General features: G+C 70.0%; 8 protein-coding genes and 1 pseudogene. 2 read left to right on the forward strand and 7 right to left on the reverse strand.

Features of this window, described 5'->3' with window-relative positions:
• On the reverse strand, nucleotides 1-273 hold a 273-nt coding region (locus MD221_RS17260), incomplete at its 3' end, for a hypothetical protein (protein ID WP_242113383.1).
• Nucleotides 274-284: 11 nt separating this feature from the next.
• The gene (locus MD221_RS17265) at nucleotides 285-1,655 is read right to left on the reverse strand and encodes a hypothetical protein (RefSeq protein ID WP_242113384.1); all 1,371 of its coding nucleotides are present in this window, start codon (nucleotides 1,653-1,655) and stop codon (nucleotides 285-287) included.
• A 477-nt stretch (nucleotides 1,656-2,132) separates the two neighbouring features.
• Here MD221_RS17265 and MD221_RS17270 point away from each other — a divergent pair, with 477 nt between their 5' ends.
• Nucleotides 2,133-2,726 (forward strand): OmpO family porin, encoded by a 594-nt coding sequence (locus MD221_RS17270; protein ID WP_242113385.1) that lies wholly within the window; start codon nucleotides 2,133-2,135, stop codon nucleotides 2,724-2,726.
• Nucleotides 2,727-2,888: 162 nt separating this feature from the next.
• On the opposite strand, the gene MD221_RS17275 is transcribed toward MD221_RS17270, so the two are convergent.
• The 5 genes from MD221_RS17275 to MD221_RS17295 form a co-directional block, all read right to left on the reverse strand.
• Nucleotides 2,889-3,920, reverse strand: coding sequence for an NAD(P)H-dependent glycerol-3-phosphate dehydrogenase (locus MD221_RS17275; protein ID WP_242113386.1), 1,032 nt, complete (start codon nucleotides 3,918-3,920; stop codon nucleotides 2,889-2,891).
• 81 nt (nucleotides 3,921-4,001) lie between these two features.
• Nucleotides 4,002-4,505: a protein-export chaperone SecB gene (secB, locus tag MD221_RS17280; protein ID WP_242113387.1), complete on the reverse strand. Its 504-nt coding sequence runs from the start codon at nucleotides 4,503-4,505 to the stop codon at nucleotides 4,002-4,004.
• A 96-nt stretch (nucleotides 4,506-4,601) separates the two neighbouring features.
• Entirely contained in the window at nucleotides 4,602-5,039 is a 438-nt protein-coding gene (locus MD221_RS17285) for a rhodanese-like domain-containing protein (RefSeq protein ID WP_242113388.1), read from the reverse strand.
• Nucleotides 5,040-5,159: 120 nt separating this feature from the next.
• Nucleotides 5,160-5,576, reverse strand: coding sequence for a hypothetical protein (locus MD221_RS17290; RefSeq protein WP_242113391.1), 417 nt, complete (start codon nucleotides 5,574-5,576; stop codon nucleotides 5,160-5,162).
• A gap of 50 nt (nucleotides 5,577-5,626) precedes the next feature.
• A complete protein-coding gene (locus tag MD221_RS17295; protein WP_242113392.1) occupies nucleotides 5,627-6,088 on the reverse strand; it encodes a YiiD C-terminal domain-containing protein in 462 nt (153 codons plus the stop codon).
• Between the two features lie 101 nt (nucleotides 6,089-6,189).
• Between MD221_RS17295 and MD221_RS17300 the strand changes: the two are divergent.
• Nucleotides 6,190-6,451 (forward strand): annotated as a pseudogene (locus tag MD221_RS17300) (uroporphyrinogen-III synthase); the annotation flags it as partial.

The following is a 6,451-nucleotide window of genomic DNA, read 5'->3' on the forward strand; positions in this document are numbered from 1 at the left end:
GGCGTAGTTGCCGCCCTGCACGCCGTTGTCGTTGACGCTGTAGTAGTGCGTCTGGCCGGCGGATACTTCCGTGGACAGGTTCTCGATCGCGGTGTTGGTGGCGTGCAGCTGCGAGCCGTTGACCGCATCGGTGCTGCTCGCGCTCACGCGCCCGGCCGCGACGTTGGTGATGGTGCGTTCGGCGCCCACCGCGCCCACGCTGACCGTGCTGGTCGGTGCGGTGCCCGCATAGCTATAGGTCGTCCCGTCGATGGTGCCGTTCGATGTGGCCACCACTGCGGCCGTCACCGAATCGGCACCAAGCGCGACATCGCCGCTCTGCGCGCCTGCGATGGCGTTGTTGCCGACGCTGATCGAGCCGTCTCTTGACGCCGTCNATCGGCACCAAGCGCGACATCGCCGCTCTGCGCGCCTGCGATGGCGTTGTTGCCGACGCTGATCGAGCCGTCTCTTGACGCCGTCGCGCGCTTGCCGATCGCCACGCTGTCGACCCCTCCGGCGGTGCTCTCGGCGCCGATGGCGGTGGCACTGTCGCCGGAGGCGGTGCTGAAGTAGCCCATTGCGGTGGCTTCGTTGCCGGAAGCCTCGCTCAATGCGCCGCTGGCGACGCTGCCGTCCCCGCTGGCGACGCTGCCCACGCCGGTGGCGAGGCTTTGCTCGCCGCTGGCGAGGCTCTCCGCCCCGAGTGCCGTGGCCTGCTCGCCTTGCGCGCGCGCGGCCTTGCCCAGCGCCACGGCATTGAGACTGCCGGCCACACTTTGCGCGCCGAAGGCCAGCGCGTAGTCGCCGGCGGCCTGCGCGCCGCTGGCGGCGTCGCCACCGAGCGCGACGGCGCCCACGCCGTCGGCGAGGGTGTTCTTGCCGATCGCAATGGCATCGTCCACCGCCGCGGTCACGGCATTGGCGCCGATCGCCACGCCATTGGCGCCGTTGGCGACGGCGCCGTCGCCCAGCGCCACCGTGCTGACCGCCAGGGCCTGGCTGTTGGCGCCCAGGGCCGTGGCGTTGACGCCGTTGGACAGCGCGCTGTCGCCGATGGCCACGCCGCTGGTCGCGGTGGCCTGCGTGTTCGCGCCGAGCGCGGTGGCGTTGATGCCGCTAGCCGCGGCACGGTCGCCGACCGCCAGTGCGCTGACTGCCGTGGCCTGGGTGTTCGCGCCCAATGCCAGGGCGTTGTCGCCATTGCTCAGCGCGCGGTCGCCGAAGGCGACGCTGCTCACGCCGGTGGCGCTGGTGTTGGGACCGAAGGCGATGCTGTTGGTGTCGTTGGCCACCGATTGGTCGCCCACGGCGATGCTGCCTACCGCGATCGCATGCGCGTCCACGCCGATGGCGACCGCGTTGGCGGCATCGGTGCGCGCACCCACGCCGATCGCAACGCTGTTGCCGCCGATCGCCTGCGCCCCCGGGCCGCAGGTCACCGAGCCGCCGCCCTCCGCGCCCGCCGGATCGACCGGATTGCCGGCCGCGTCCACGCAATAGACCTGGGCCCGTGCCTGCTGCGCCGGCAGCAGCCAGCCGCCGACCAGCAGCCCCGCCGCGAGCAGAGCCGTGCCCTGCGCGGACAGTCGCGGGGTCCGCGCCTGTCCGCTGCTGTCGCCATTGGCCGAATTGATTCGGGCGTCCTTGCGCCCCTCCCGATGAAACGTGTTCATGCGATGCACTCACTCCCGTTGAATGACGCCAGAGCGCCCGAAGCGCCGGCGTGCCGGCACTGGCTTGGTTGCGGATCGAACCCCATCTGAAAATGTGACTAACTTCTCAATATAAATATGATTGAAGTCACATTACAAAAAAGTGAATTGCCGATCCGCGCCCCCCTCGACGGTCGGTCGGCGGCATCGGGCGGGACGGCGGGTGGAGTTTTGGATCGATTAAGCCGCTGGCGGCGCACGACATGCGCTGCTCCGAAAAGTTCCTGTACTTTTCAGTTCAATATTCAGTTGCCGTTGCCAGGCGAGGCGGAGAATTCGCGCTACCGGGCCAGGCGTCGCCGTTCTCCCCTAACGGTTCTCTCCCTCCCCTAGGACGCCTGGACCGGTTTTTTCGACCCAGTGACGGTCTTTGCAAGAAACGCCAAGACACGCCGTACCCAGAACAAAACCAAGAAACACTCTGAGAGAGACTCCCCCATGAAACGTCATCTGCTTGCCCTCGCGCTGGCGGCGGCCGCGCCTGCCTCGCTGTTGAGCGCCACCGCTTCGGCCGCCGAAGGCCTGTCCTACAACTACGTCCAGGGCGGCTATGCCGCGACCAACACCGACGGCGCCGACGCCGACGGCTGGGGCGTGGACGGCTCGGTCGCCGTGCATCCCAACTTCCACCTGTTCGGTGCCTACACCAAGCAGGACATCGACCACAGCAACGCCGACTTCGACCAGTGGCGCGCCGGCGTGGGCTACAACACCGAGATCTCGCCGAAGGTCGACCTGCTCGCCCGCGTGGCCTACGAGAAATTCGACGCCGGCCACGGCTTCGATTTCGACGGCTACAACGTCGAGACCGGCGTGCGCGCCTCGCTGCTGCCGAACCTGGAGGGCTACGCGCTCGCCGGCTACCAGCGCTACGACGACAAGGCCAAGTACGTGCTGGACGACAACCACGACTTCTACGGCCGCCTCGGCGCGCAGCTGAAGTTCAACCAGAACTGGGGCATCTCCGCCGACGCCAAGCTGATCCAGGGCGGCGACACCCAGTGGACCGTCGGTCCGCGCGTGACCTGGTAAGGATCGCGCGACACCGCTCCCCGGCGGCGCGTTTCTCTCTCTCCCTCCGAACGCGTCGCACCCAGCCCGGCCGGCAACGGCCGGGTTTTTCATGCGCGGGTTCCGGCGCCCGGGCGCCGCTCGTGCGTTGCGCGCGGCGGCGCGGCCCCGGGCGCAGGGCCTTCAGCCCAACAGTGCGTCCGGATATTCGGCCTTCTGCTCGCGCGCCAGCAGCCGCGCCAGGCCCTCGGCCGGCGTGATCGCGCCGTGCAGCACGTCGCGCACGTTGCTGGCGATGGGCAGCTCGACGCCGTGGCGGTCGGCCAGGCGCATCACCTCGTCGGCCGTCTGCACCGATTCGACCACCTGGCCGATCTCGCGCACGGCGTCCTCCAGCGTCTGGCCGCGGCCCAGCGCCAGGCCCAGGCGGCGGTTGCGGGACAGATCGCCGGTGCAGGTGAGCACCAGGTCGCCGAGGCCGGCCAGGCCCATCAACGTCTCCGAACGCCCGCCGATGGCCAGGTTCAGGCGCAGCATCTCGTTGAGGCCGCGCGTGATCAGGCCGGCACGGGCGTTGAGGCCGAGGTTCATGCCGTCGGCGACGCCGGTGGCCACCGCCAGTACGTTCTTCATCGCACCGCCCAGCTCGGCGCCGCGCATGTCGTCGCCGGTATAGGCGCGGAAGGCCGGGCCGTGCAGCACGTCGGCCACCTGCTGGCCGAAGGCCTCGTCGTTGCTGTGCACGGTGAGCGCGGTCGGCAGGCCGATCGCCACTTCCTTGGCGAAGGAGGGCCCGGTGACCACCGACAGCGGCACGCCGGGGCCCAGGACCTCGCCCGCCACCTCGTGCAGGAAGCGTCCGGAACCGGGCTCGAAGCCCTTGGTGGCCCAGGCCACGCCGGCGGCGGACGGACGGTGCGGCGCCAGCAGGCGCAAGGTTTCGGCGAACGCGTGCGAAGGCACCACCACCAGCACCAGTTCGGCCCCGCGCAGCGCGGCGGCCAGGTCGGTGGTGGCGCGCAGCGACGGCGGCAGGGCGATGCCCGGCAGGTAGCGCGGGTTCTCGTGGCGGGTTTCGATCGCGGCGATGGTCGCCTCGTCGCGTCCCCACAACACCGTCGGGTGCCGGTGGCGCGCGATCAGGGCGGCCAGCGCGGTGCCCCAGGAGCCGGCGCCGAGCACGGCGACGGAAATGTTCTGGTCGTTTGCCGTCATAGCGCGATCAATGCATCGATCCGTGAAGAGCCGGAGGACAGACTAGCGCGTCCTCCGGCATGCCTCGTGCGGCCGCGCCGATCAGGCGTTGCCGGCGGTCTCGCTGTTGGCCAGGTCGCCCTGCTGGGCGCGCTGGCGCAGGCCCTCGGCGTACAGCGCCTCGAAGTTGATCGGCTGCAGCAGGAACGGCGGGAAGCCGCCGGCCTGGATCAGGTCGCCGATGGTCTGGCGCACGTAGGGATAGAGCACGTTCGGGCAGTGCGTGCCGAGCATGGCGTCGAGCACGTTGTCGTCGAAGCCGGCCAGGCCGAACACGCCGGCCTGCTGCACTTCGGCCAGGTAGGCGGTCTTCTCGTTGACGGTGCAGGTCAGGGTGACGCCGAGCACGACCTCGAAGGCGGTGTCGTTCAGGCGCTGCACGCGCTGGTTGAGGTTCATCTGCAGCTGCGGCTGGCCCTGCTCGTTGAACACCTGCGGCACATTGGGGGCTTCGAAGGAGACATCCTTGATGTAGATCTTCTCGACGCTGAACTGCGGGCCGTTGGCGGCCGGCTCGGCGGCGCCGTTCTGGGCTTGGTCGGTCATTTCGAGTGCACTCCGGCTGGGTATCGGGTATGAGAAGCGGGAAAAGAGCGTGATTATCGCACGCAATCCGCGCGCGGTCGGGGCCGCTCGCGCGGCCTATTTGCGGCCCTTGATCAGCGGCAGGTCGGCCTGCAGCCAGCTGCCGATGCCGCCGTCGAGCACGTAGACCTTCTCGAAGCCGGCTTTCTTCAGCCGCTTGGCGGCATCGCCCGAGACCTGTCCGGTCTTGCACACCAGCACCACCGGCAGCGCCTTGGCGGCCGCCAGCTGCTTGTTCTCCGGGTCGAACTGGCTCATCTGCACGTTCTTGGCGCCGGGGATGTGCCCCTTCTCGAAGTCGGCGATCGGCTGCAGGTCCACCACCAGGGCGTCGTCGCGGTTGATCAGGGCGGTGAGTTCGGCCGCGCGCACGGTCTTGTAGCCGCGAAACAGCTGCGCGACCTCGTTGACGACGATCGCGATGGTGAGGCCGACCAGGGCGGTCGACAGGAGCGGGTTGCGGCCGGCGAAGGCCGCCAGTTCATCGAAGGTCACGGCATGGCAGGGGGTGCGACGGGGCGGGGATTGTCGCACGACTGCGGGCCGCGGCCATGGCGCGGGCGGCCCCTGGGGCGGGCACCCGGCGCCGGGGAGGCATCGATGGACGGGGGACGGCTATTCGCCGGCCCACAGGTCCGGCAGGCCCACCGTCAGCAGCCAGGTCTTGTGCTCGGCGTCGTAGCGCCAGCGCTCGGTGTAGCGGATGCTGCGTTCGGACATGTCGTGCTTGTTGATCACCCCGATGTAGATCTCGCGCAACACGCCGCCGTCGGGCAGGGTCTGGGTGGCCAGGTCGCGGTAGGCGGAAATCTGGATCTGCTTGTAGCGCTCCAGCTGCAGGTCGGTGATCGGATGCTGCTTGCGGTACTCGGGGTCCACCATGGTCCACGCGCCCTCGAAGTCGCCCCAGCGGATCGCGGCCGAGTAGTCGTAGGCGGCCTGGTCGAACTTGTTGCGCTTGCTGGAGGAGGCGCAGCCGGCCGCCAGGCAGGCCATCAGGATCGCCAGACCAAGGATTTTCAGAGCCCGCATCGCGCTTGCCTCCCGAACGAAGGCCGCCATCGTAGCAGCGCCGGCGCGGATCACGACTTGAGGATCGCCACGTATCGGGAACGGCAGCTGGTGGCGGTTCCGCCCCCGGGCAGCGGCACGTGCGCGAGCAGCGTGGCGCGGGCCCGGCCGCGGCTGCGCAGGGTGGCGATGAAGGCGTCCCAGGACGCGTCCTCGGCCAGCTCCGCGACGGCCTCCAGGTCGGCATACAGCGGCGCCAGGTAGCGCACCTCGCTGTCGGCCACGTACACCTCGGCCTGCAGTCCCGCCGCGCGCACGTGCAGGGTGACCAGTCCCCAGGAGGCCAGCGTCAGCAGCGAGGTCAGGCTGCCGCCGAAGGCATTGCCCTTGTCGTTCAGATGCCGCGACAGCGGCGCATGCAGGCGCAACCGGCGGCCGTCGTAGCCGGCGATGGACAGCTGCATCGTCGCCACCGGCGGCATCGACTGGTAGTGGGCATCGAGCGCCCGCAGGGCTTCTTCGCTGGAGGGCATGGGCATCTCGGCAGTGCGGCGCTTGCGGTCCGCGCAATGGACGCATTGTGCCGCAAGCCCGCTTGCGGCCGCCGCGGCGAGCGCCCAAGCTGGCGCGCATCATGGTCCGCGCTTCCCCGACATCCGCCCTGTCCGGCGCGCATGTGCTCTCGCTGCGTCCGGTCGGCGACCACGCCGCGCTGCGCCGCGCTGCCGCCGCCCACGGCGCGCGCGCGATCGCGCTCTCGCCGTGGAAACTGGTCGTTCACGACGACGCGGCCACGCGCGCACGGCTGCGCGAGGCGCTGTCGGCGCCGCACGTGGTGGTCACCAGCCCCGCGGCCGCGCGCGCGGCGCGCGCCCTGTCGCCGCTGCGCCGGCGCG

The sequence above is a fragment of the Luteimonas aquatica genome, from assembly GCF_022662575.1.
GTDB classification, from domain to species: Bacteria; Pseudomonadota; Gammaproteobacteria; order Xanthomonadales; family Xanthomonadaceae; genus Luteimonas; species Luteimonas aquatica.

What these genes read in the sequence shown, in the direction of transcription:
- MD221_RS17295 (WP_242113392.1), bottom strand. Translation starts at nt 6,088, where the DNA reads ATGCCCTCCAGCGAAGAAGCCCTGCGGGCGCTCGATGCCCACTACCAG.
- MD221_RS17270 (WP_242113385.1), top strand. Translation starts at nt 2,133, where the DNA reads ATGAAACGTCATCTGCTTGCCCTCGCGCTGGCGGCGGCCGCGCCTGCC.
- MD221_RS17275 (WP_242113386.1), bottom strand. Translation starts at nt 3,920, where the DNA reads ATGACGGCAAACGACCAGAACATTTCCGTCGCCGTGCTCGGCGCCGGC.
- MD221_RS17290 (WP_242113391.1), bottom strand. Translation starts at nt 5,576, where the DNA reads ATGCGGGCTCTGAAAATCCTTGGTCTGGCGATCCTGATGGCCTGCCTG.
- secB (WP_242113387.1), bottom strand. Translation starts at nt 4,505, where the DNA reads ATGACCGACCAAGCCCAGAACGGCGCCGCCGAGCCGGCCGCCAACGGC.